Source organism: Methanoregula boonei 6A8, assembly GCF_000017625.1.
In the GTDB taxonomy this organism is placed as follows: Archaea; Halobacteriota; Methanomicrobia; order Methanomicrobiales; family Methanospirillaceae; genus Methanoregula; species Methanoregula boonei.
This window is the reverse complement of the sequence record NC_009712.1, coordinates 174,769-194,432: the sequence shown is the minus strand read 5'-3', so window position 1 is coordinate 194,432 and position 19,664 is coordinate 174,769. Positions and strand designations below refer to the sequence as shown.

At 58.1% G+C, this 19,664-nt stretch carries 25 protein-coding genes; 13 read left to right on the top strand and 12 right to left on the bottom strand.

Going from position 1 to position 19,664, the window contains the following annotated elements; translation table 11 throughout:
- Positions 1-55: 55 nt before the first annotated feature.
- The gene (locus MBOO_RS01020) at positions 56-478 is read right to left on the bottom strand and encodes a hypothetical protein (protein WP_232385614.1); all 423 of its coding nucleotides are present in this window, start codon (positions 476-478) and stop codon (positions 56-58) included.
- A gap of 175 nt (positions 479-653) precedes the next feature.
- Between MBOO_RS01020 and MBOO_RS12875 the strand changes: the two genes are divergently transcribed.
- Complete coding sequence (locus MBOO_RS12875) at positions 654-1,235, top strand: cupredoxin domain-containing protein (protein ID WP_157677551.1); 582 nt, start codon at positions 654-656, stop codon at positions 1,233-1,235.
- Between the two features lie 306 nt (positions 1,236-1,541).
- Here MBOO_RS12875 and thsA read toward each other — a convergent pair whose 3' ends face one another.
- The gene (thsA, locus tag MBOO_RS01010) at positions 1,542-3,200 is read right to left on the bottom strand and encodes a thermosome subunit alpha (protein ID WP_011991210.1); all 1,659 of its coding nucleotides are present in this window, start codon (positions 3,198-3,200) and stop codon (positions 1,542-1,544) included.
- A gap of 174 nt (positions 3,201-3,374) precedes the next feature.
- On the opposite strand from thsA, the gene MBOO_RS13710 reads away from it, so the two are divergent.
- From MBOO_RS13710 to MBOO_RS01000, 4 genes are all read left to right on the top strand, one after another.
- Positions 3,375-3,632: a hypothetical protein gene (locus tag MBOO_RS13710; RefSeq protein ID WP_157677550.1), complete on the top strand. Its 258-nt coding sequence runs from the start codon at positions 3,375-3,377 to the stop codon at positions 3,630-3,632.
- Positions 3,633-3,647: 15 nt separating this feature from the next.
- Positions 3,648-3,824 (top strand): hypothetical protein, encoded by a 177-nt coding sequence (locus MBOO_RS13705; protein WP_157677549.1) that lies wholly within the window; start codon positions 3,648-3,650, stop codon positions 3,822-3,824.
- An 85-nt stretch (positions 3,825-3,909) separates the two neighbouring features.
- Positions 3,910-4,458: a YqhA family protein gene (locus tag MBOO_RS01005; RefSeq protein WP_011991208.1), complete on the top strand. Its 549-nt coding sequence runs from the start codon at positions 3,910-3,912 to the stop codon at positions 4,456-4,458.
- A gap of 33 nt (positions 4,459-4,491) precedes the next feature.
- The gene (locus MBOO_RS01000; RefSeq protein ID WP_011991207.1) at positions 4,492-6,243 is read left to right on the top strand and encodes a DUF2070 family protein; all 1,752 of its coding nucleotides are present in this window, start codon (positions 4,492-4,494) and stop codon (positions 6,241-6,243) included.
- Between the two features lie 55 nt (positions 6,244-6,298).
- Here the strand turns inward: MBOO_RS01000 and MBOO_RS00995 are convergent, their stop codons facing one another.
- Entirely contained in the window at positions 6,299-7,252 is a 954-nt protein-coding gene (locus MBOO_RS00995) for a transcriptional regulator (protein ID WP_011991206.1), read from the bottom strand.
- A gap of 43 nt (positions 7,253-7,295) precedes the next feature.
- Between MBOO_RS00995 and MBOO_RS00990 the strand changes: the two genes are divergently transcribed.
- A complete protein-coding gene (locus tag MBOO_RS00990; protein WP_011991205.1) occupies positions 7,296-8,519 on the top strand; it encodes a tRNA(Ile)(2)-agmatinylcytidine synthase in 1,224 nt (407 codons plus the stop codon).
- 265 nt (positions 8,520-8,784) lie between these two features.
- Here the strand turns inward: MBOO_RS00990 and MBOO_RS00985 are convergent, their stop codons facing one another.
- Positions 8,785-10,839, bottom strand: a complete 2,055-nt coding sequence (locus tag MBOO_RS00985; protein WP_011991204.1) for an Eco57I restriction-modification methylase domain-containing protein — start codon at positions 10,837-10,839, stop codon at positions 8,785-8,787.
- A 134-nt stretch (positions 10,840-10,973) separates the two neighbouring features.
- On the opposite strand from MBOO_RS00985, the gene MBOO_RS00980 reads away from it, so the two are divergent.
- Positions 10,974-11,525: a hypothetical protein gene (locus tag MBOO_RS00980; RefSeq protein WP_011991203.1), complete on the top strand. Its 552-nt coding sequence runs from the start codon at positions 10,974-10,976 to the stop codon at positions 11,523-11,525.
- Positions 11,526-11,537: 12 nt separating this feature from the next.
- Here MBOO_RS00980 and MBOO_RS00975 read toward each other — a convergent pair whose 3' ends face one another.
- The 7 genes from MBOO_RS00975 to MBOO_RS00945 form a co-directional block, all read right to left on the bottom strand.
- Positions 11,538-12,200, bottom strand: a complete 663-nt coding sequence (locus MBOO_RS00975) for a VTT domain-containing protein (protein WP_011991202.1) — start codon at positions 12,198-12,200, stop codon at positions 11,538-11,540.
- An 85-nt stretch (positions 12,201-12,285) separates the two neighbouring features.
- Positions 12,286-12,591 (bottom strand): hypothetical protein, encoded by a 306-nt coding sequence (locus tag MBOO_RS00970; protein ID WP_048068185.1) that lies wholly within the window; start codon positions 12,589-12,591, stop codon positions 12,286-12,288.
- Positions 12,542-12,898: a hypothetical protein gene (locus MBOO_RS00965; protein ID WP_011991200.1), complete on the bottom strand. Its 357-nt coding sequence runs from the start codon at positions 12,896-12,898 to the stop codon at positions 12,542-12,544. Before MBOO_RS00965 ends, MBOO_RS00970 begins: the two co-directional genes overlap by 50 nt.
- Position 12,899: 1 nt before the next feature.
- A complete protein-coding gene (locus MBOO_RS00960; protein WP_011991199.1) occupies positions 12,900-13,121 on the bottom strand; it encodes a hypothetical protein in 222 nt (73 codons plus the stop codon).
- Positions 13,118-13,432 (bottom strand): hypothetical protein, encoded by a 315-nt coding sequence (locus MBOO_RS00955; protein ID WP_011991198.1) that lies wholly within the window; start codon positions 13,430-13,432, stop codon positions 13,118-13,120. Before MBOO_RS00955 ends, MBOO_RS00960 begins: the two co-directional genes overlap by 4 nt.
- 2 nt (positions 13,433-13,434) lie before the next feature.
- Positions 13,435-13,842, bottom strand: a complete 408-nt coding sequence (locus tag MBOO_RS00950) for a hypothetical protein (RefSeq protein WP_011991197.1) — start codon at positions 13,840-13,842, stop codon at positions 13,435-13,437.
- Positions 13,843-13,900: 58 nt separating this feature from the next.
- Positions 13,901-14,410: a hypothetical protein gene (locus tag MBOO_RS00945; protein ID WP_011991196.1), complete on the bottom strand. Its 510-nt coding sequence runs from the start codon at positions 14,408-14,410 to the stop codon at positions 13,901-13,903.
- Between the two features lie 124 nt (positions 14,411-14,534).
- On the opposite strand from MBOO_RS00945, the gene MBOO_RS00940 reads away from it, so the two are divergent.
- The 4 genes from MBOO_RS00940 (at position 14,535) to MBOO_RS00925 (ending at position 17,478) form a co-directional block, all read left to right on the top strand.
- Positions 14,535-15,473 carry a deoxyhypusine synthase gene (locus MBOO_RS00940; RefSeq protein ID WP_011991195.1) on the top strand — a complete coding sequence of 313 codons (939 nt, stop codon included), beginning with the start codon at positions 14,535-14,537 and terminating at the stop codon, positions 15,471-15,473.
- Complete coding sequence (gene pyrF / locus MBOO_RS00935; protein ID WP_011991194.1) at positions 15,466-16,113, top strand: orotidine-5'-phosphate decarboxylase; 648 nt, start codon at positions 15,466-15,468, stop codon at positions 16,111-16,113. The genes MBOO_RS00940 and pyrF overlap by 8 nt, the downstream gene beginning before the upstream one ends.
- A gap of 115 nt (positions 16,114-16,228) precedes the next feature.
- On the top strand, positions 16,229-16,591 hold the full coding sequence (gene nrdD, locus MBOO_RS00930) for an anaerobic ribonucleoside-triphosphate reductase (protein ID WP_011991193.1): 363 nt from the start codon (positions 16,229-16,231) through the stop codon (positions 16,589-16,591).
- A complete protein-coding gene (locus MBOO_RS00925; RefSeq protein WP_011991192.1) occupies positions 16,588-17,478 on the top strand; it encodes an adenosylcobinamide amidohydrolase in 891 nt (296 codons plus the stop codon). Before nrdD ends, MBOO_RS00925 begins: the two co-directional genes overlap by 4 nt.
- Here MBOO_RS00925 and MBOO_RS00920 read toward each other — a convergent pair.
- Positions 17,468-17,662 carry a DUF1858 domain-containing protein gene (locus MBOO_RS00920; protein WP_011991191.1) on the bottom strand — a complete coding sequence of 65 codons (195 nt, stop codon included), beginning with the start codon at positions 17,660-17,662 and terminating at the stop codon, positions 17,468-17,470. The genes MBOO_RS00925 and MBOO_RS00920 overlap by 11 nt on opposite strands.
- Before the next feature lie 149 nt (positions 17,663-17,811).
- Here MBOO_RS00920 and MBOO_RS00915 point away from each other — a divergent pair, with 149 nt between their 5' ends.
- Together MBOO_RS00915 and MBOO_RS00910 are read left to right on the top strand one after the other, a co-directional pair.
- Entirely contained in the window at positions 17,812-19,062 is a 1,251-nt protein-coding gene (locus MBOO_RS00915) for a nucleotide-binding protein (protein WP_011991190.1), read from the top strand.
- Positions 19,059-19,661: an RPA family protein gene (locus tag MBOO_RS00910; RefSeq protein ID WP_011991189.1), complete on the top strand. Its 603-nt coding sequence runs from the start codon at positions 19,059-19,061 to the stop codon at positions 19,659-19,661. The genes MBOO_RS00915 and MBOO_RS00910 overlap by 4 nt, the downstream gene beginning before the upstream one ends.
- Positions 19,662-19,664: the final 3 nt, after the last annotated feature.

Here is a 19,664-nt window from a genome sequence, read left to right as displayed (position 1 = left end):
ACCCTGTCCACGGGGAACAATACCCGGCCCTGAAATAGCCGGTTATGGTGTATCATTACGGGCAGGTCGCATGACCATCAACAATGCCGGACGTCTGCTCATCCGGTTTATCCGGGGCCATGTACTCAAGGCTGAACCGGAACAGATGGGTAAACCGGCAGTTCCGGCACCTGACCGTTATATGACGGCAGCTGACCACGAGATCGTGAAGCCCGTCAACGCCACAGTTCCGGCACACGGCCGGCACCGCAAGGGACCAGGCCGGCCACGGCCCGGGCCGTGTAAACATCCCGGTCTCGTCCACGTCCTCGATGAGAGGGACAAACACCCGGGTGGCTTTGCAGTTCTCGCAGGTGACATCTGCCCGGTTGGGCGTTGCCTGGATCTGCTGATCTGCCAGCGCCCGGCAGTGGTAACAGTCGGTACGGTACTTCGTGCTGATGAACCGGTCACTCATGGAGGAGTGGTGTGCACCCATGGTATCATTAACCTGTCGCAGGTGGCGATTTACAGTCGGCCGGGAGGCAAAAAGACGATTATGCGGTTGGTGCGCTGCGTGAACCATGATTCTGGTTTAATTTTGGGATCTGACCGGTTTTTTGCCATAAAAAAGGTAAATTTATTTAATTATGGAAAATTCATGTGTACAGCGTATGAAACTGCTCATGGGATTTATTATCCTTCTTGTTGCACTGGTGACAGTCACCGGGTGCACACAGACCGCATCGACTTCTACACCAGCAACAACGGCAACAACCGCTCCGGCAACCATGCAAGCCACTACCGTTGCGACCACCGTGCCCACAATGGTTGCAACAACCATCCCTGTTGTCAACACGACAACCATCATGGCAAATGTGACGGCTCCTGCCGCGAATGCAACCACAGTACCGGTAACAACCATGGCAAACGTCACGGTTGCAGCCACACCTACCCCGGCATCCATGGTTACAACCGTCGTTCTCACCAGCTCCGGGTTTGCCCCTCAAACCGATGTCATCCTGCCTGGTACAGGGATTTCCTTTGTGAATAATGACAATGTCACCCATACCATCAAGAGCACGGGCAACAGCACCGGCGTGTTCAACTCAGGTGCCCTTATCCCGGGTGCAGCATTCCAGTATACGTTTAACTCAAACGCAGGTACCGTTACGTACGCTCTCGCAGACAATTCCTCCGTGACAGGAACCGTCATTATCCAGTCACTGAGCGCAGGCCACACTTCGGTAGCCTAAAACCAGCATATCCTTTTTTAATCATTTTTGCACATGCAGTGGATCCGTATTCGAGATAGAACGGAAAGTCCCTGTATACCCACCCTGTACGACATGAAAAACAACAGGAATAGAATACCTCTCTGCAGATATGTCCAAAGGGAGATCGGTGTGATTGTCCGGTCCTGATCACATGAACCGATGATTGTACTCCGATCGTAACGCGAGAACGTACAATCCTCAATGGAAGGGGAAAGAGCAAATGCCATTATTCAAAGCCGCGGCAGGAGGCGATGTAAGAATAAAAAAAATAGGGGAGGGAGAGATTTAGAAGTCGCCCATACCGGGCATTCCGCCCATGCCACCCATACCGCCCGGGGGCATTCCACCGGCGCCGCCTGCGGGTTCGGGGGACCTGGATGATGCGATAACATCGTCGATCCTGAGGATCATGATCGCGGCTTCTGCGGCTGACGAGATCGCCTGGGTCTTGACCCGGAGCGGCTCGACAACACCGGCTGCCTTCATGTCGACAGCTTTTCCTTCGAAAACATTCAGGCCGTAGGTCTTCTTGCCCTTCTCGTGGGTTGCCCGGATCTCGACAAGCATGTCGATCGGGTCAAGGCCTGCGTTCTCTGCAAGGGTGCGGGGAATGATCTCAAGAGCCTGTGCAAACGCCTCGATGGCGAGCTGCTCTTTGCCGCCGACCGTTGCTGCATACTCGTGGAGACGGAGCGAGAGCTCGGTCTCGGGTGCGCCGCCACCGGCTACAACTTTCTTGTCCTCGACAACAACACCGACAACGCGGAGTGCATCGTGGATGGCACGCTCAAGCTCGTCGACAACATGTTCAGTGCCGCCCTTGACAATGATGGAGACTGCTTTCGGGTTCTTGCACTGTTCGACAAAGGTCATCTCTTCGCCGGAGACCTTGCGCTCCTCGACAATACCTGCCTTGCCAAGCTCTTCCTTGCTGATCGCGTCGATGGAGGAGACTAGGCTGCCACCGGTTGCCCGGGCAAGCTTCTCCATGTCGCTCTTCTTGACACGGCGGACGGCAAAGATGCCGGCCTTTGCAAGGTAGTGCTGGGCGATGTCGTCGATACCCTTCTGGCAGAAGAGGACGTTTGCGCCGCTCTTCTGGATCTTATCGACGATCCCCTTGACCATGCGCTCCTCTTCGTCGAGGAATGCCTGGAGCTGGTCGGGGTGGGTGATGTTGATCTCGGCGTCGACTTCGGTCTTCTTGAACTCGACGGCTGCGTTTAAGAGAAGGATCTTCGCATTGGTGACCTTCTTTGGCATTGCAGGGTGGACACGTTCCTTGTCCACAAGGACGCCCTCAACGATCTCGGAGTCCTCGATGCTGCCGCCGGTCTTCTTCTCAACCTTGATGTTCTCGATGTCCACGGTGCCGTCTTCTTCGGCTACCATGATGACTGCCTTGACCACGAGGTCACAGAGCTTTTCCTTGCTTGCCTCTGCACTCTTGCCGGTCATGGCGGTTCCCGCGATGTTCTTTAAGAGCGCCTTGTCGTTTGCCTTGACATCGAACGCGATATCCTTTAAGAACTCCTGGGCCTTCTCGGCTGCCATGCGGTAACCGTGAGTGATCACGGTCGGGTGGACGTCCTGTTCAAGGAGGTCCTCGGCCTTCTTGAGGAGCTCGCCGCCGATGACTACAGCGGTGGTGGTCCCGTCGCCGACCTCGTCGTCCTGGGTCTTTGCGACCTCGACCATCATCTTTGCGGCCGGGTGCTCGATGTCCATTTCCTTAAGGATCGTGACACCATCGTTGGTGATAACAACATCACCGATGGTGTCGACAAGCATCTTGTCCATGCCCTTGGGGCCGAGCGTAGTCCTGACTGCAGCTGCCACGGCTTTTGCGGCAGTGATGTTCATACCCTGGGCATCGCGACCGCGGGTGCGGTTGGTGCCTTCCTTGAGAATAAAAATCGGTTGTCCTCCAAGTTGCTGTGACATGAAATTATCACCACTTTTAGCTCAGATTTAGCACTAAAATTGGTTTGTGGTTCTATATAAAATTAGCTGGAATGGGTTCTGATAGGTTGACGTGACGGGTTCCATTCCCCGGTTCGCTATTCCATCGCGGGACATTTAAAAAAGGCAAAGATGCCACACTCCTCCTGAGCACATATGAGAGCCAGACCTTTCGTTCGCTTATGGACTCTCGCTTTCCTGATCCTTTTGGTCTTTTCTACCGGTTGCGCCCAGACCTCAACCGGGAGCACAGCCTGGCCGGGATCTCCTGCAGTTACCCTGGCTCAGCCAGGTTACGTGCCGGAAGGGACGACTGCCGGACCGGCATTTACCGTTGCTGCAACAGTGTCGAGATCCACTGACAGGACCATTGAGATCACGTACCAGGGGGGAAATGATGCAGAGTACCTCTAGTACATTTCCGTTACGGTGAACGGAGCCGATAAGGGAGGTGTAGGGCCAGTCCGGGCTGCGGCATACCTGCCTGTAGGGACGTCCGAACTGTTTGCAGCCCATGACCGGGGGCAGGACCATGTTGTCGGGACCGGTCATTTCACCAAAAACGGCGTGGCCACCGATCAGGTTGTTATTGATACAACAATCTGATGGTTCCTGCCGGCAGTGCTGCCTGCCGGATCCTTCATCTCGCAACCGCTAAATACTGACATGCAAATAGGTTTCCTTACTTCACATGAATGAGCCTGCCCCCACCATCACCGGAACCGATCAGGGTTCAAAGAAGCGTTGGATCGCGAACATGTTCACTATCACCCGGCTCCTGGTCATCTTAGCGATCACCGGGCTGTTTATTGCAGCAGTGATCGTGATCACCTACGGCTTTGTAGAGCTCTTCCGGATCGTGGTGCACGTGAGCGGGATAGGCTTCATGAACGAAGGGGCGGGAAAATATCTCTCGGTGAACATGACCGAGATGATCGACCTCAACCTGATCGGCATTGTGCTTGTGATCATGGCCATCGGCCTCTTCCAGCTCTTCATTAAGCCCGATATCCGCCTGCCTAAATGGCTGGATACCCCGTCGCTCGATGCCCTCAAGGAACGCCTGCTGGTGGTGATCGTGGTGCTCCTCCCGATCATCTTCCTGGGCTTTGCCGCCACGTGGTCGGGGGGAATCGATATCGCCGCCATCGGGTTTGCCATCGCACTCGTGATGATTGCCACCGGGTATATCCTGAGCATTGTCGGGCGGTTTAAGAACGAGACCAAAGGGCCGGATTAACTGCCTGCACGGTAAAAGAGGCTGGTGCACAACGTGGCAGGGGAAAACGATCTTAAACTGGAAGCCCTTTCGAAGTATATTGTCACAACCCCCTCGTGGGCGAAATCCACCGCCCTTATCCTGCTCCTGTGCGGGTGCGTGGAGATCATGGCGATGCTGGGGAGCCACCATTCCCTTACGCACCCCAGCCTCTTTCCGGTTTTTGCCTACCTTCTGCCGGCGCTCGCAGCACTTGCCCTTACCCCGGCGCTTGCCGGGCTCTTTGGCGGGAAGCTGACCTATGGCTGGTCGGGGCTCACTGCAGCAATAGGCCTTGTGATCTCGCTCTTTGTCTCACTCTCCCCTGTACTCTTTTTTACCTCGTCGTTTCCCGTCTTCTTTGCTGCATCGCTCGCGTTTGTCTTTGCGTTCCGGATGCTCCTTTTGGCCGCCGTGGTCGATTTCCATCTCCGAAGGGTCGTGGTCCCGGCGCTCATCCATTCCGGCATTGCAGTCATCGGGGCAGCCCCCTTTCTTGGCCTCCCGTTTGTGCAGCTGTCTGTCCTCCTCCACATCAGCTTTGCTGCAGGAGTGCTCGTCTTTATCATCGTGGTCGAGCGCCCGATGAAGGCCAACTTCCGGGTAGGCCCGCTTGAACTGGCAAACGCGTTTCTTGCCCATCTCTCGGAAGGGAGCCACAAGCTTGACGAATTCTTCCGTAGCATCGGAGAGAGCGTGGTGGTACCTCAGGTCTCACTTGCCCTGCAGCGCGAGGGAAAGGAAGAGATCCTGGTGACCGTCCCCAATGTCCATCCCGGGCCGCTCGGTGAGATCGGCGGGAGCAACCTCCCGAAGATCCTCCACGGCATACTCGGCAGCGGCTCGATGGTCTTTCATGGGGCAGCCTCGCACGATTTCAACCCGGTTGATGAGGAAGAGGTGAAAAAACTGGGTGCGGAGGTCCTTGCCACCCTTCCCCGAACCTGTACCAATAACGGCTGCACGGTCCCAGTACGGCACCGGTTCGGGTCGGTGGACGTGCTTGTGCAGGCATTCGGCGACACCGTAATCGCGGCCGCCACCCGATCACCCGAGGTTACTGAGGATCTCGAATTTGCAGTTGGCTTTGCCATCATAAAATCGGGAGAGAAATACTTCCACAACGTTGGGTTTATCGATGCGCACAACTGCATGGACGCCCTGTCCGATGGCGTGTACCCGGGAACAGAGCTTGCGATGGAGTACATGAATGCAGCAGAAACTGCGTTTGCGGCCGCTTCACGGGAACCGCAGGCCGCATTCTCTGCCGGCTACGCGGCCCGGACCTTCCCCTTCACACGTCAGGATGGCTTTGGCGATCTCGGGGTACAGGTGCTGGTTATCGAAACCCGGGGCCGGAGCACCGCGTATGTCCTCGTAGACGGGAACAATATGCAGACCGGGGGCCGCGACGAGATCCGGAAACGGCTGCACTCCCTTGTAGATGAGTGCGAGGTCATGACCACCGATACCCACGTAGTCAACACGGTTTCAGGAAGGAACCAGGTCGGGCTTAAAGTTCCGGTCGATTCCTTCTACCCGGTCATCGAAGAAGCGGTCCGTGCGGCCCGGGACGATGTGGCACCGGCCCGCTCGGCCGGGGTTACGCACTATTGTCATGGGATCGTGGTCTTTGGATCGCAGCGGATCTCCCAGCTTGCCTCCACGGTGAACGGGATGATGGGTTTTCTGCTCCCCATCGCGATCATCGTCATTCTCGGGGCATTCCTGACAACCGCGATGGCGTACTACCTGCTCGTATACTGATACGGGCAATCGTGATGGTAAAAAGTCCCTGAATATGCACGGCACCCGGCGCCGCTTACGAGTCCCGGGGCGAGGGATCGGCACCGATATCCCCGAGCAGATCAAGGAGCTCAAAGCCATCCTCGATTGAGTGGAGCCGCTCCTCTCCTATGACGAGTGTCCTCCCGATCTTTTTCTCGTGATGGTAATCGGTGATAACGCACATCGCATGCTTTTTTGCGATCCGGGAGAGGTTGCTGATCAGGGCGGCACGCTTGACCACTTTCTGCGCCGGGCCATAGCCGGTCAGGATCGTGTGCCGGTCAAACGTGAGGAGCGCCTGGAACGGTGCGCCCCGGAGCGTGTGGAGCTGCATTCCGAGCTCTTCAAGGAACCCGAACGGGACACCCGGGCCCTGCGGTTTTTTTGATGTCGGGGAATCGGATTTTGCCGGCTCGCGCTTTGCGATATCGATGGACTCAACCACGCCCGTGTTGAAATATTCCTCGATCCGGATCGCGACTTCGAGCGTGGTACCCATCCCACTCTCGTACTTGCTGATCGTGCGCCGGGAAACACCGAGCACCTGCCCGAGATCGCCAAGCGACATACTGCGCCGCTCCCGCAGCTCCCGCAGGGCATCCCCGTTGATATTCACGTACAGCCCGCCGGGGGAGGCATATACGAGCGGTGGGATCTTCTCCACGAAATAATCATACATGGTTGAAACGCTGATCGCATAGATGCCGTACCGGACGTACACCGCTCCGCGTTCCAGTTCTGCCTCGCGGGCGCGTTCGCCCACGATCAGGGGCACGCCGCCCAAGTGCGCTGCGATCACGTCCAGGTCAAAGGCCGCCTCCTCGCTCACCGAGTCGATGTGCGTGACGACCTTGATGACCACAAGCGTCCCGTTGTTGCGGGCAATAAGGTCGAAGCTTCGTGGGCGGAGGGTAAACTTCTCCGATACCTCAAAGCCGGCCGATATCATCACGCTTGTAACCAGCTGGAGCTGGCGATCCTGGGACATGCAGTTACAAATGGATGGAGCGTGCCCATATATTAATATAGACATGCTGATCGGCATTGATGACACGGACTCTCCCACGGGAATGTGTACCACCTACCTCGGCGCAGTGCTTGCCCGGCGGCTGATCCGCGAGCACATGAAGGTCCGGGAGGCCCGTCTGGTCCGACTTAATCCGAACGTGACCTTCAAGACCCGGGGAAACGCAGCAATCGCTCTCGATGTGGATGGCGATCCGGCACGGGGATTTGAGCTCGCGTGCGGGATCGTAGAAGAACTTGCCGACTTTTCCTGCGACAAGACCAACCCCGGAGTGGTTGTGGCGGGGGAGCGGCTCGATCCGGCATTCTACCGGAAAGCGGTTACGGACTTCTGCGAGATCGAAGAGGCCACAGAGCTGCTGGAGCGGTCAGGGGCCCGGTACCGGGGCTGGAAGAACCGGCGAGGTCTAGTGGGTGCAACTGCTGCCGTTGCAAGCGTTCTTCCTGACAAAACCTACGAGATCCTTGCGTACCGTGAGCCGGCCCACTGGGGTACCCCACGGGAAGTAGATCGCGAGAGCCTCTTTGTCGCAGAGGAAGCAACCTTCCCACACACATGGGATACCGTGGATCTCGCAAACCGGGTCGTGGTCTGCGTGCCGCACACACCGGACCCGGTCCTTTTTGGGATCCGGGGCGAGAGCCCGGCCTGGGTAATGACGGGCCGCTCGCTCATCGAATCCGAGAAGCCGGCGCTCGAACAGATCTGGGTGACCAACCAGGGGACCGATTCCCATCTCGTTCCCGGGACCTGCGGCTCATTGCGCGAGGGGCTCTCGTACCGGGTGCGGGGGGTGGTCACTGGCCGGCCCGTGACCGGAGAAGGAGGGCACGTCTCGTTTGCAATCCGGGACAATGAAGCGGAGATCCGGTGCATGGCATATGAGCCCACGAAAAATTTCCGGGAAATAATCCGGGCTCTCGTGCCGGGCGATGAGATCATCGCGGCAGGCAGTTACAAAAAGGGGAGCATCAACCTGGAAAAGATCTGCGTCCTCTCTCTTGCACGGGATCTGCGCCATAAGGCACCGTTCTGTACCGTGTGCAAAAAGAGAATGACAAGCGACGGGAAAGGCAAGGGATACAAATGCCGCAGGTGCGGTGCACACGAACTGGAGCCGGAGGAACAGGAAATCCCCCGGACAATCAGGACCGGGTGGTACGAGGTGCCTCCGACTGCACGAAGACACCTGGCAAAACCGCTCTGCCGGGGTATGCCGGATAGGTGACAATGGATCCCGACCAGGGACTTGGGGAAGATCGACCCTCAGAAAACCCCGTAAAATGCTCCATTTCCCAAACAGGCGATCGCTATTTCCAGCTGGAACGGAAATGGTGTCCACGCCGATGAAAAATATTGATTATTTCTCTTGTTTTTCAAAAACAGGGATTTTAAGCCATGTTTAAACCTGCAATACCGGGGCGTTTTTTTGGCCCTGTTTTTTCCGGCTGTGCAATTGGCGGTTTACCGGTACAAACGCTGTCCAAAGGCCACTATGACCGTTTTCCGGAAGACAAGGGTTTCTCCGACGGTAATGATGATTCCACAAAGGAGATCTCGTCCATGGAAAGGCCGTAAATCCCGTACACCAGCGACTCGATCTGTTTTTCGGTTGATACCATCTCTGCATTGATGGCCTGGAGTTCCCGGGGCGACCGGGCAAGCGTACGGTGCCGGGCAAGAGCGAGCCTCTCTGTCACGAGCGATTCCAACCGCCCGTGCCGGGCCGCCTGGACCGGGTCATCGAAATCCGGGGTCGCAACCGGAAAAAGGGCAACAACGTCACCCGGATCTCCTGTCTCTTCCCAAATGCTGTGGAACAGGAATTCTGCAAGCCGGCTATTGAGCAGCCCGAGCAGGTACCGGCTCCCGGACATGATGATCCCGGTCCCCGGGCCGGGGGCGGCACGGTTCCCGGCAAGCTCAAAGCGCGGAGGAACCGCAGAGGCGGAGAAGATAATCCGGTCCCGACCGCCATGTGATGAGGGCACCGGCCGGGTACCGGCACCATACCGGATCTCCCCGAGCACGTACTCCCCAAGCGGTGTCGTATCACGGGAGATCTTTTCCACCAGCCGTTTCCCGCGGGTATCGCGGAACACCCAGCCCCCGGCCGCAAGATCCCGCGGATCGACCGGGAAGCCCGGGATCTCCCGGATTGCATCTGCACCGGCCGGGGCCGGTCCCGCATTCCGGACAATGAAGGGCCGGAAGGTACGGGCATTTGCCATGAGAAGAAAACAGGAGTCTTTCCCGGCCGTCAAGATCTCCTCCGGTTGCCGCCCAAGGAGAAACGTGCGCAGCGGGGCACCGGACCGGGCGCGGAGCCAGCGGTCGCTGCCAACAATACCGGCAACACCATACGGCCGCAGTATGGCAAGGCTTTTTTCAACCACGTACGCGGAGAGCCCGGCACCGGGATCGTAAACGGTATAGTGGCGCTGGAAGTACTGCCGTAGCCATTCCCGGGCCGGCACCGGGTATTCGGGCGGGCAGCAGAGCACCGCATCGAATCCGCCGGGTAGCAGTACTTCCGGAAAATACTCCTGCCACGCGAAGGGCCGGAGCTCATGGCGCTCCCGGACCGGACAGAATGCCCATGACTCATCATCTGCGATCGTCGGACCGACAAGTGCGTTCCCGCACTGGATCGTGGCCGACAGGATCGCCAGATATTCCCGGAATGCCGGGATAAACTCTGGAGAATTCGCGGATCCGTCTCTGTCACTACAGGCCGCAAGGGCGAGCATCATCCTTGCCGCCGCAACCGCATGAGGGTCAGGATCGATGCCGTGGAGCGTGTGCCGCAAAAGATCGGACGGCTCATCATTGCCAGGGAGAGAACGAAGGTACCGGTACGCAGCAAGGAGCATCCGACCGGCCCCGCAGGCAGGATCAATTACCCGGAGCGGGAGAGGATCGTCAGGGGACCGGCCGGCACAGACTGCGGCAAGCGTACGCCCGGCCGCATAGTCCGCAAGCGCCGGGGTGATCTCCACCTGCCATGCCCCGGTCTCCGGCCGGTCGATCACAATTGCCTGGTGGGCGGCAGATCGCCGGACCGTACGGGTGAGGTACCGGTCGAGGATCGCGGCAACGGATGCAAGCGGGATCTGCGAAAGATCGTAGGGCCGGTCCGCACCCGTAAGCCGGCCAGCGATCTCCCTGATCAGGGCATCATCAATTACGGGAATTCCTTCCGGATTCCGGCCGGTCCCCGCAGTGCCATCTGTGCCGGCCCACAGATCTCCGAAGGTTGAAAGAATCTCCGGTAAACATGATTCCCCGTCACCAGTCTCCGCGATTGTCCATACTGTCCCGGGATCGACAAGGTGCCGGTCCTCCGCAATGGCAAGGGCAAGAAGCGAGAAGAGCACCTGATTTGCAGCCTGCCCAATCCTGCTGCTCCGCATCCCGATATGAGTACGGGCAATGCTCCGGGCAAGCTGCTCCCGCCATGTGCAGAGGTCATTGTACAGCGCTGCCTCCGGCCCGGCCAAAACCGGCACCGCGGTCTCGCCAAACTCACCGGTGCCGGGAGGTCTCATGATGGTAGTATTCGGTGCAGCATGCGCAAGAATGTTTCCGGGGGAGATCGCTACCGGAAAAAAGATCCGGTAACCGGGATATTTTATGCTGGCCGTGCACCAACAGAGAACCCGGAAATACCGGGATCTTTTGTATGGCACACGACACCACAACGCTACGGACCGGCACGGTCACTTTCAAGTCCGTTGCCCAGATCTACGACAGCGACGACCCGTCGCCGGGAGCACACCGGGATCTCTCCGAAAAGGCGGAAGACCGGATCTTCCGCACGGTCCTTTCTGCTTCACGGGGATGGCGTACCCGGCTCTGCGGGCAGATTGAAATCCGGGTGCCGGATCCGGCACCGGGACAGGGCGAGGCAATCGTCTCTGCCATAAGGGAGCACTTCCTGCGCCGGGCAGACGAGATGGCAGAGAGTACCGCTCTTACGGTCCGGGTGGGCCTGCGGGAGTGCCGGCTTACGGCTGCGGTCTGTGCTCCCTCCTTTATCGGGATCGCGATCTGCTCCCAGTTCAAAGGCAACCCGTTTGTCGAAGTGGCCGAGAATGTTCTCGTGATCATGTGCTGGGTGGTGATCTGGCAGCCGTTCCAGTCGCTTGTGTTCGACCGCTGGACCCAGAAAGAGACCGCCGCGATCTACAAAAAGATTGCGCGGATGCCGATCCGTGTTGTCACCGGGGAATGAGACCCAATCGCCTTATGCCTTCCCGCTCCCTTTTTCCTTTTTCATCGTCAGGTAAATCTTTGCAAAAACTGAAACGAGCGCTACAAGCGAGATCGCAATGATTGCGTACGTGATGAGCCCAAAGTTTGCCTGGACTATCGGGAGATTCCCCACGAAATAGCCGGTAAGCAGGAACAGGGAAGCCCAGAGCACCCCGCCAAGGATATTGTACCCGACAAACCACGAGTACCGCATCTTCCCGACACCGGCAAGAAACGGGGCAAAGGTCCGGATAAAGGGCATGAACCGGGCAATGACGATAGTAAAACCGCCGTACTTCTCGAAATACCGGTGGGTCTCTTCGAGGTGCTCCTTTTTGACCAGCGAGTATCTCCATTCCAGCACCTTCATCTCGAAAGTATACCCGATCCAGTAGTTGACTGTGTCCCCGAGTACACACGCGATAACCAAGGTGGCAAGCAGGATGCGGATGTCCAAAAGGCCGGTGCCGGCAAGCGCCCCTGCAACAAAAAGCATGGAATCGCCCGGCAGGAAAGGAGCGATTACGATACCGGTCTCTAAAAAGAGGATCAGGAACAGAACCACGTAGGTCCACAGGCCGTACTGCTGGAGGATAACCGGGAGGTACTTGTCAAAATGGAGTACCACATCGATAATATTGAACGGGAGGAGCATAAGTACCGGATCTGTTGAGCCGGGTCCGATAAATGGCTTGGGGCAGGCCGGCACCCGTTACCGGCAATCCGGCTAAAAAATGGGTTTACTCCCCTTTGAGCTGGTGGATTTTGATGAGGCCGGCGCAGGACCGGCAGGTATAGTACTCGTCCTTCCAGCACGCGTTACAGGCCCATCTCCCGCAGAGCACGCACTGCCTGAGCTCGGCTATCGGATGGGCGGTGTTGCAGAGATCGCAGGTGAACTGCGCAAAGCTGTGGGGGTCCTTTACCGGGGGCTCCCCCTGCTTGCGCATCACCGTGATCTCTTTTTTGAGCTCGCGGAGACGCTCCGCAGCTCCCTTATTTTTTGGCGTTTCCTTTGCCGGCCAGTTCTTTTTCCAGAACGTCAAGGCGCGCCTCCAGCGAGGTAAGCGTTGTCTGCATCCCTGTTTCGTAGCTCTTCAGCTCGGCGATGCGTGCCTCGTTCTGCTCGATCTCCGGGACACGCCGGTCCTGGAACTGCCCGAGGCGGGAACGGGTAACAAGCTGCCACTCTTCTACCATGCTCTGGAACCGGCGGTCAAGGTACTCGTCCACCCGGCTCTCTACCGGGCGGGTGAGGGAGATGTTGCCTTTTGCCCCCCGGAAATAATAAAACACGAGGAAGAGAACGGCACAGAGGACAAGGACAAGGAGGATGAAGGTAAAGAGGTCCATCTTATGCACCTCCTTTGAGTTTTGCCGCCCTCTTTTCGAGTTCGGCAAGCTTATCCGAGGAGGTCTTCTCAAAAGCTTTGAGCCGGGGGATCTCCTGTTCGAGCGCCGCAAGCCTTCCGGTAAATTCCCCGAGATCCTCCCGGGTGGAAAGGTCCCACTCGTCCACGATCAGTTTCATCCTTCGGTCCACGTAGGCATTCAGGTATGAATCCATGCCAATCATTTCGATCGCTCCAGTGAGGTGATCAGGTTATCAAGCCGCTGTACCCGGGATTCAAGTGCTGCTCTGCCCGCATACAGGCTGCTGATCTCATCGGTCACCCGGGCGAGCCGGGCTTCGAGACCCTGAAGGTCTCCCTCGGTGACAAGCCCCCATTCCTCGATGATGGCCGCAAAGTGCTGGTCGAAATAGGCGTCAAGCGATCTGTCGAACGTCGGGATCCGGGATTCGATCGCTCCGGGGATCTCGGCGAACCGGTCCAAAAAAGAGCTCCCGGTCGGGTTTATTTCGGCATCCTGGCTGATAAACGACATGTTTATTTCACCTTCTTCTCCTGCTCGCCCACGTTATGGAGCAGGTTGTCGAGTTTCTTTGATTTCGCGATATTTTCAAGCCGGCTCAACCGTTTTTCGAGGAGGTTTTCCTTTGCATAGTTGTCGTTCCCAAGAGCCTGGGTCTCATCTTCCACCTGCCGGATCGCGGCCGTCTGCTCGGGGGAGAAGCGGGTGAACGGGAAGCTCTTTTGGGCCTCGTGCTGCTGGAGGAGCTTGAGCTTGTCACGTTCGAGTTCGAGCTCGATAGAGCGGTTGGTGGTCCGCATGATCCGGATCTCACGGATGATAAGGTACACCACGAGAAGCCCAAGGATAATGAAGATCCCGACATACACCATGTCCGGGACACCGCTCACCGCAGCGGCTGCAGCATCGGTGACATCAGCCACGGTCTACGCCCCCTGTCCCGGCCGCGGCCCTTGTTTACTACGCGCGGGGGAGATCATATCAGAGGTCATTCTCCTTCCCGGTGGCCTTTTTTACCGCTTTTTTTACGTCTTTTGTGGTTTTCGAGACCGCCTTGCCTATGCTCTTTGTAGCCTTATCGGTCTCTTTTTTTATGGTTTTTGCCGCTGATGCCGCCCCGGCCGAAACATCGCCGGCGGTTTTCTTTGCGGCCGCATCGATCTTTTTTGCCTCCTTTTCAAGCGAGGCATTTGCCTCGGCAGCAGCCTTGGAGAGCTTCTCCTTAAGGGCAACCGATTTCCGGACGAGGACCTCGCTTCCCTCGGAAAGGCCGATCTTTTTGAGATCCTCTTCGCTTACCCGGATCTGCCCGGCCGGGACCATCGAGTCGGCGATAACGGTGACGCTTACCGATTTTTTGGCGGCTTCGTTAATCAGATCCACATGCTCCCCTTCCGCGACACCAAGGTCCGGGAGGATTGCGGCGTTGAGGCGCACCCGGCCGTGGCTGGGGAATGCGCGCTTCTTGATCGTTAAACGCACGTCCTGCATAGATAAAAGGCCACCCTCTTTGGGTAAATATCTTGCTAGAGAAAAGGAGATTCTGCCATTCCAAACAGTGTTATGAGCCGGCAGCGCCAATACTGCTGACAGCAAACGGGGATGAAAAAATATAATGAAACACCAGTGCGATGAACCGGTCTCCCAGATGCATATCCGGCCCGGTATGACGGTCGGGGAGCTTGTCAATGCAATGGGCAAGGCCGGCGCATATAACGGCGGCTCGCTCTGCCACGCGGCAGGGATCTACGAGCAGATGCTCAAAGACAAGGAGACGACAAAATTCTTCGGGCTTGCCGGCGCTATGGTCCCGGCCGGCATGGGAGGGATCGTTTCCGATCTCATCAGGGACGGCCACATCGATATCCTGGTTTCGACCGGCGCAAATCTCACCCACGACATCATCGAGGCAATCGGTTGCCACCACTTCCACGGAACCGCGTTCTGCAGCGATATCGAGCTCCGGCACGACGAGATTAACCGGATCTACGATGTCTATCTCCCCAACGAGGCCTTTGAGCACTTCGAGGAGTTCATGCAAGGGGTGTACGGCAAACTCGAACCCAGGAGTACCGTTTCCATCTCCGGCCTGCTGCACCATATCGGCTTGCACCTGAAAACCGGCATCCTTGCCACAGCGGCAAAGAAGGGTATCCCGGTATACTGCCCGGCCGTGCAGGACTCGATGGTCGGACTCCAGTACTGGCTCTTTTCGCAGACAAACAAGGTGACCGTGGATGCTTTTGCCGATATGCCGGCGCTCCTGGACACCTGCTTTACCGCAAAAAAGGCCGGGGCTTTTATTGTTGGCGGCGGCGTGCCCAAAAACTTCATCCTCCAGAGCATGCTCATGACCCCGAATGGCTTTTCTTACGCGGTCCAGCTGACCGGCGACCGGCCGGATCTCGGCGGTCTCTCGGGCGCAACGCTTGATGAGGCCAAGTCGTGGGGCAAGATCACCGAAGAGGCGCAGGCCGTGACGGTGTACGGCGATGCCACGATCACCCTGCCGGTCCTTGTGGCGGCGGTCATGGAGCGGTTATCCCATGCCTGATCTGATCCTTGCGCTGGACGTAACAGAAAAGAAAAAGGCGCTCGCAATTGCCGAAGCCTGTGCCCCGCACATCGATGCGATCAAGGTCGGCTATCCGCTTGCGCTCGCGGCCGGCCTCTCCATTGCAGGTGACTTGAAAAAGACCGGCCTTCCGCTGATCGCCGATTTCAAGGTGGCCGACATCCCCAACACAAACCAGCTCATCTGCGACCAGGTCTTTCTCGCCGGTTTCTCGGCAATTATCTGCCAGGGTTTTTGCGGCATGGACTCGGTCAAGGCCTGTGTTGCCTCGGCCCGGACTCACCACGGCGAATGCTACGTGGTAGCCGAGATGAGCCACCCCGGGGGAAAAGAGTTTTTCTCGGGCGGGATCGCGGAACAGATTGCCGCAAATGCCGTGATCGCAGGTGCAGACGGGATCATTGCGCCGGCCACCCGGCCGGACCGGGTAGCGGTCCTGCGGGGATTTGTGGGCGACAAGAAGATCCTCTCCCCGGGGGTTGGGACGCAGGGCGGGAGCGTGGACTCCATCGCTGAACTCGTAGACGGCATCATCGTGGGCCGGTCCATCTACGATGCCCCGGATCCGGCCGCTGCCGCGCAGTCCTATGCAGCTGCCCGCAGGCGACAGAAACGATAAAATACCGCTTTTTTGCGACCCGATCCCTTCCTGCGCCCCGACCTGCTATTTAAATGCGATAATACCTTCAGTGCACGGCCTGAAAGTTTATTAAGCAATTCTGCAATGTAGTAGTATGGATTGGAGCACGGAGCAAAGGACAACCGCGGAAAAATACAAAAAGCTCGAAGATATCCCCGAATCCGAGCGAAAATACAAGTGCCACACCTGCCACCTCATCGTGGACCAGAACCCCTGCCCGAATTGCGGCGAGACAAAGTTAGAGATCATGTGCCCGCTGGACAACTGCCACTGCTCCCACGAGATGATCTCCGGGATCGAGTACTGCCCGCTCTGCGGCAAGCCCGTCTGTCCCGAGTGCGGATCCCATGACGTTGTCCAGATCAGCCGCGTGACCGGGTACCTGCAGGACGTTTCCGGCTGGAACTCCGGCAAACAGCAGGAACTCAAGGACCGGATGCGCTACTCCGTGGCATGAGATATTATACCAAGAACTCAACCCTTTTTGTCCGCGGTGCATTCCGCGCCGCGAGTACCGGTATTGATGGAGGGATCCGGGATGTCACCACCCTGTTCAACCACACGGTGCCTGCCGACTGGAGCCACGACAGCCCCAAAAAAGAGATCGAACTGGTCGCTGCTGCGGCCGGTATCGGCCCTTGTGTTTTCGGCCTCCTTACTGCCGTTCCCCTCCGGCACCTCTGCGTGCTCCAGTACGATTTTGTCACGGTCTTTGTGACCGCCGGCATCCGGGAGCATCCCCCGCAGGAGGCCGGGACCATCAATATCATCGTATACAGCAGCGAGGGGATGGAGGATTCAGCGCTGCTCGAAATGATTCTGGTTGCCACCGAGGCAAAGGCCGAGGCCCTGATCGCGGCCGGCCGGGATTCGGGAACTCCCACCGATGCCGTGATCGCCGCGTGCGAAGGGGAAAAACTGCACCGGTACGCCGGGCGGATCACGGAACCCGGCCAGAGACTGCGGGAAGCCGTGCTCAAAGGTGTGCCCGAGGCCCTGCGCCGGTACGAACGTGGGGCGGAAAACGAGGAACCGGCCTTTTTTATTTACAGCCGGTTAGAGGGGGGGCACTGGGTGGAGTGGTCGCCGGTCAACTGCCCCTATTACCCCTGCCATTTTCCCGGGCAGCGCTGCGACTTCTGCTACTGCCCGTTCTACCCGTGCAAAAACGAGGCGCTCGGCGACTGGTCTGTGAGTTCCTCCGGAGGGAAGGTCTGGAGCTGCTCGCGCTGCACCCTTATCCATGAGCCGGCGGTCGCGGACTACCTCAAACGCTATCCCGATGCCCCGCTCGACGAGCTGGTGCAGTACCAAAAACAACAGAAAAAGAAGATTATTCCTTGATCCCAAGCGCGTTTAAGAGCTCAGCAAGAGGAATGCCGTGAGCCTCTGCAGCCTCGCGGATGGTCTCGCCGCGGGCGATTGCACAGCCCACGCAGCCCATGCCGAACTTGAAGAGGGCTTCGGTCGCTTCGGGTTTTGCCTGGAGAAGATCGTAGATCGTAGAGTCTGCGGTTAAATCAGCCATAGTATACTAAAGTCCCCGCACCGGCTCATAAACCTCACCATCGCGGCGAGATAATTAGTAACATTTCGGTAAGCCTCTTTACTTTCACAGCGCACGCTACCAGATATATAGTACAGATGAATTCCGATCTACCCTTGGAGATGTAAGAAATGGATTATTCCGAAGCAACCGAGAGAATCTCCCGAAAGTATGCAAAAACCGGCCACGAGATTGACCGCCAGAAGATCGAAGGCAAGCTGCGCAGGCTTGTCGAGGAGTTCGGTGTCCAGCCGGCCGAAGCAGAGCGCAGCGTGACAAACGAACTGAATAAGGAGTTCAACATCACCCCTGCGGGAGTGCCAGGAACTCCCGGCCCGGCTGGCGGGGCGACAAGCGAGAAGAAGATCGCCGATGCCCGGCCCGGGGACTGGGTGACCATCGAAGGCAAAGTGGTCTCCCTTTCCGCGCCCGCATCGCCGGCAATAGCCCAGAGTGGGATCCTCGCCGACGAATCGGGCGCAATCCGATTTGTGGTCTGGGCCAAGTCCAATGCGCCAAAGATGGACGAAGGCGCGTGGTACCGCCTCGACTCGGCCGTGGTAGACGAGTACAAGAATATCCCCAATCTCAAGGTGCATTCGGGGACCACGATCACCGCAATTGACCGGACCGACCCGCTCATCCCCGCACCCTGTGCCATAAAAGACCTGCACCCCGGCATCGGGAGCGTCCGCGCGAAAGTGGTCCAGGAATGGGACACAACCCACGACCGGATGCTCCAGTCCGGCCTTATAGGTGACGAGACCGGCACGGTGAAGTTCATCATCTGGAAGGAGCAGGGAAAGGAGAAACTTGCCGTGGGCGCGGTATACTCGATCTTCTATGCGCAGGCCGACGAGTTCAACGAACGGCTCTCGCTCAACATCACGGGCGCGGCCATCATGCAGGAGGAAGGCGATATTGCCACCGTCACCGGTGGCGACACCGAGGTCCGCGGGGCACTTGTCCACATTGCGCCCGGCTCGGGGATCATTAAGCGCTGCCCGGTCCCGGGCTGCAACCGTGCCCTCTCCCGGCAAAACTACTGTCCGATCCACGAGATCCAGCCCCGGTTCGAGTACGACCTCCGGATCAAGGGATGGCTGGATGATGGCGAAAAGACGCACAACATCCTCCTCAAGCGTGACGTGGTGGAACCACTGACCGGCATGACACTCGACCAGGCAAAGGAGATCGCAGAGAACAACCCGCTCGGGATGGACGAGGTCTTTTTGCAGATGCGCGACCGCGTGCTGGGACGGTACGTGGTGTGCAAGGGCCGGGAGATCGAGAACCGGCTGCTCGTAAACACCTGTGAGAAGATGCACTTTGAGAGCGGGGAGCATGCAAAGCTCCTCAACCGCGCCGGGGGTGCCTCATGAGTTCGACTGCTCCGGAGATGGGAGGGCGCCGCGATGCCAGCTTCGAGCGCGAGCCGGCCCGCCGGGTCTTTGCAAGCGAGCTGCGCGAGTGCCGGTACCAGTTCAAGGATGGCGAGGACGAGAAGAGCCCGACCTTTGTCCTTCTCCCCACGGGTGAGCGCTCCAACCGGATCTTTATCTCCGGGACGCTGACCGAGAAAAGCCGGCAGGGCGAGCAGAACGTCTTTTACCGCGGCCGGGTTATCGACCCGACCGGCACGTTCTTTGTGATGGCGGGGAGCTACCAGCCCGAGGCAATGCAGCAGCTCGCAAAGATCGAGACACCGGCCTTTGTCTCGGTTACGGGAAAGCCCAACCTGTACCAGAAGCCGGACGGGTCGTACCTTGTCTCAGTCCGGGTAGAATCAATCACGGTCGTGGAAAAGGAGACCCGCGACCTCTGGGTGCTGGACACCGCGGCCCGGACGCTCGACCGGCTCGACGCGCTTGCCACCGGCACCAGCCCGGACATTACAAAGGCAAAGGAGCAGTACCCCATGCTCGACCCGGCAGTGTACCGGAAGAATGTGTTTGATGCGCTGGCTCAGATTAAGATGTAAAAT

Excerpts from the sequence above, each read along its gene's own strand:
- MBOO_RS01020 (WP_232385614.1), bottom strand. The coding sequence starts at position 478 with ATGGGTGCACACCACTCCTCCATGAGTGACCGGTTCATCAGCACGAAG.
- MBOO_RS12875 (WP_157677551.1), top strand. The coding sequence starts at position 654 with ATGAAACTGCTCATGGGATTTATTATCCTTCTTGTTGCACTGGTGACA.
- thsA (WP_011991210.1), bottom strand. The coding sequence starts at position 3,200 with ATGTCACAGCAACTTGGAGGACAACCGATTTTTATTCTCAAGGAAGGC.
- MBOO_RS13710 (WP_157677550.1), top strand. The coding sequence starts at position 3,375 with ATGAGAGCCAGACCTTTCGTTCGCTTATGGACTCTCGCTTTCCTGATC.
- MBOO_RS01005 (WP_011991208.1), top strand. The coding sequence starts at position 3,910 with ATGAATGAGCCTGCCCCCACCATCACCGGAACCGATCAGGGTTCAAAG.
- MBOO_RS00995 (WP_011991206.1), bottom strand. The coding sequence starts at position 7,252 with ATGTCCCAGGATCGCCAGCTCCAGCTGGTTACAAGCGTGATGATATCG.
- MBOO_RS00990 (WP_011991205.1), top strand. The coding sequence starts at position 7,296 with ATGCTGATCGGCATTGATGACACGGACTCTCCCACGGGAATGTGTACC.
- MBOO_RS00985 (WP_011991204.1), bottom strand. The coding sequence starts at position 10,839 with ATGAGACCTCCCGGCACCGGTGAGTTTGGCGAGACCGCGGTGCCGGTT.
- MBOO_RS00980 (WP_011991203.1), top strand. The coding sequence starts at position 10,974 with ATGGCACACGACACCACAACGCTACGGACCGGCACGGTCACTTTCAAG.
- MBOO_RS00975 (WP_011991202.1), bottom strand. The coding sequence starts at position 12,200 with ATGCTCCTCCCGTTCAATATTATCGATGTGGTACTCCATTTTGACAAG.
- MBOO_RS00965 (WP_011991200.1), bottom strand. The coding sequence starts at position 12,898 with ATGGACCTCTTTACCTTCATCCTCCTTGTCCTTGTCCTCTGTGCCGTT.
- MBOO_RS00960 (WP_011991199.1), bottom strand. The coding sequence starts at position 13,121 with ATGATTGGCATGGATTCATACCTGAATGCCTACGTGGACCGAAGGATG.
- MBOO_RS00955 (WP_011991198.1), bottom strand. The coding sequence starts at position 13,432 with ATGTCGTTTATCAGCCAGGATGCCGAAATAAACCCGACCGGGAGCTCT.
- MBOO_RS00945 (WP_011991196.1), bottom strand. The coding sequence starts at position 14,410 with ATGCAGGACGTGCGTTTAACGATCAAGAAGCGCGCATTCCCCAGCCAC.
- MBOO_RS00940 (WP_011991195.1), top strand. The coding sequence starts at position 14,535 with ATGAAACACCAGTGCGATGAACCGGTCTCCCAGATGCATATCCGGCCC.
- pyrF (WP_011991194.1), top strand. The coding sequence starts at position 15,466 with ATGCCTGATCTGATCCTTGCGCTGGACGTAACAGAAAAGAAAAAGGCG.
- nrdD (WP_011991193.1), top strand. The coding sequence starts at position 16,229 with ATGGATTGGAGCACGGAGCAAAGGACAACCGCGGAAAAATACAAAAAG.
- MBOO_RS00925 (WP_011991192.1), top strand. The coding sequence starts at position 16,588 with ATGAGATATTATACCAAGAACTCAACCCTTTTTGTCCGCGGTGCATTC.
- MBOO_RS00920 (WP_011991191.1), bottom strand. The coding sequence starts at position 17,662 with ATGGCTGATTTAACCGCAGACTCTACGATCTACGATCTTCTCCAGGCA.
- MBOO_RS00915 (WP_011991190.1), top strand. The coding sequence starts at position 17,812 with ATGGATTATTCCGAAGCAACCGAGAGAATCTCCCGAAAGTATGCAAAA.
- MBOO_RS00910 (WP_011991189.1), top strand. The coding sequence starts at position 19,059 with ATGAGTTCGACTGCTCCGGAGATGGGAGGGCGCCGCGATGCCAGCTTC.